This window comes from Bacillus sp. JJ1503 (assembly GCF_036965125.1).
Taxonomy (GTDB): domain Bacteria; phylum Bacillota; class Bacilli; order Bacillales; family Cytobacillaceae; genus Cytobacillus.
The window spans coordinates 1-2,268 of the sequence record NZ_JBALOZ010000523.1 but is presented as its reverse complement, the minus strand read 5'-3'; the positions used below and the strand labels follow the sequence as shown (position 1 = coordinate 2,268).

Genomic DNA, 2,268 nt, shown 5'->3' with positions numbered 1-2,268 from the left:
AAATAAAAAATAGTCTTCAGCTTTCAGCTGAACAATATATTAAAATACAATCTCTAATTGAAGAATTTCAATTCGATTTTAATGTTGATGAATTAATTGAATTTATTCGTACAAGTATAAGTGCAAGAGAAGAAGCAAAGTTTGAGTTTACTAAAAACCTTAGTGATGTATTGTCTTTAATTAATGATTATGGATCTAATTTGGAGATTTGTAGAGAGGATTTAGCTTTTATAAGAGTTGAATCCATTTTAGGTCTAGCTAATAAATCCGAATTAATAAATGTGAAAAATGAGCTTCAACGTCAAGTGACAATTGGTAAGGAACAGTATGGAATAACAGAATTTACAAAACTGCCTCCTATAATTACAACTGAAAAAGATATTGTTGTATTTATTATTAATGAGGATCAGCCAAATTATGTAACTAATAAGTCAATAACAGGAGAAATAATAGTATTAAATGGAGATTTTCAAAATACAAATTTAGATAATAAAATAGTAGTAATAGAATGTGCTGATCCTGGATATGACTGGATATTTACTCACTCTATTGTTGGACTAATAACTAAATATGGTGGTGCTAATTCTCATATGGCTATTAGATGTACTGAATTTAATATTCCTGCAGCAATTGGTTGCGGTGAGGTAATTTATACTAAAGTAGTAAGCTCAAAATTAGCTGAATTAAATTGTGGTGTAGGCTATGTTAAAGTACAGTAAAAAGCTTATAGCTATCTCACAAAGAGTTTCTAATTCATTTAACTATAATGAAACTAGAGATTGCTTGGATCAAGAATGGACAACTCTATTTGAACATTTAAACATAATCCCTTTGATTGTTCCTAATAAATTAGAAAGATTAAATGATTTCTTAAATAGCTTTGACATTCAAGGAATTATTTTATCTGGAGGAAATGATATTTCGCCAGTGCTATATGGAGGAAACCCTTCAATTTCAAAAAATGTTTCTTTTGAAAGGGACAAAACAGAAATAGGATTAATTAATTATGGAATAGAACAAAATATACCTATCTTAGGTGTTTGCCGTGGAATGCAGATGTTAAATGTTTTTTTCGGCGGGAAAATTGAGCAAGATCTTAAATCAATTGGTGAAAACCATATCATTCAAAGTCATCCCATAAGTATGGTTAATAATATTTTTAATGAATGGAATGAATGTTATGAGTGTAACGTCAATTCTTATCATAACCAGGGAATTCTTATAGAGAATTTAGGAGAAGATTTAGAGGTTTTATATAAAACAAATATCTTAGTAGAAGCACTTTATCATAAAAAATTACCGATTATAGGTATACAATGGCACCCAGAAAGAGAAAAGACAATTACCAAATTAGATAAATATATATTTGATTATCTTTTTAAATAGAGGAGTGGAAAATTTGAAAGCCTTTATACTGGCAGCAGGAGAAGGGAAAAGATTAAGGCCCTATACGGAGAATTTACCAAAATGTAAAGTAAGTTTGGCAGGGATACCGTTGATTGAAAGGCAAATTGAAACATTGGTGAAATCAGGTATAAATGATATTACTTTGTTAACTGGATACCATTCGCAAGAGTTAAATTATCTAAAGATGAGTACTTTGCATAACCCGTATTATCATTGTACGAATATGGTGTTTACTCTTATGTATGCTATGGAGGATATAGCTGATTTAGATTCAGTAATAATATCTTATGGAGATATTATTTATGATACCGATATAATTGAACAATTAATAAAATCTGATCAAGATATTTCTGTAGTTATTGATAACGATTGGAAAAAATACTGGATATCGAGATTTTCGAATCCTTTAGATGATTTAGAAACATTAAAAATCAATGAAAAAGGATTTATTGAAGAAATTGGAAAAAATTCTAAATCGTTTAAAGAAATACAAGGCCAATATATTGGTTTAATGAAATTTCAAGGAAATGGCATAAAGAACTTAGTTTTACATATTCAAAAGATTCTTGGAATAAAAAGTAAAAATGAAATTGTTAGTATCGAGAATGTATTAAATAAGAATTATTATATGACAGATCTTATTCAGGATATTATAGATGCTGGAAATGAAGTGTGTCCAATTTTTATAAATGGTAATTGGATTGAAATTGATACTGTAGAAGATTATCAAAGCATAGAAAAGATATACAACAACGCACAAACTGTGAAAGAAAATAGAGAATTAATGATATCTATGAAGAAACATTAGAATATTAATTTTGTATAGTTTTGATAAATAATTAAAATGCGGATTAATTAATA

At 28.0% G+C, this 2,268-nt stretch carries 3 protein-coding genes; all 3 read left to right on the top strand.

The genetic code is table 11. The annotated features are described in order from the left end of the window. Nucleotides 1-719: PEP-utilizing enzyme (locus V7149_RS26220; RefSeq protein ID WP_335348484.1), on the top strand; the 719-nt coding region annotated here is incomplete at its 5' end. Further along, a complete protein-coding gene (locus V7149_RS26215) occupies nt 703-1,386 on the top strand; it encodes a type 1 glutamine amidotransferase (RefSeq protein ID WP_335348483.1) in 684 nt (227 codons plus the stop codon). The genes V7149_RS26220 and V7149_RS26215, both read left to right, overlap by 17 nt. Before the next feature lie 13 nt (nt 1,387-1,399). Further along, entirely contained in the window at nt 1,400-2,215 is an 816-nt protein-coding gene (locus V7149_RS26210; protein ID WP_335348482.1) for a phosphocholine cytidylyltransferase family protein, read from the top strand. The last annotated feature ends 53 nt before the right edge of the window (nt 2,216-2,268 follow it).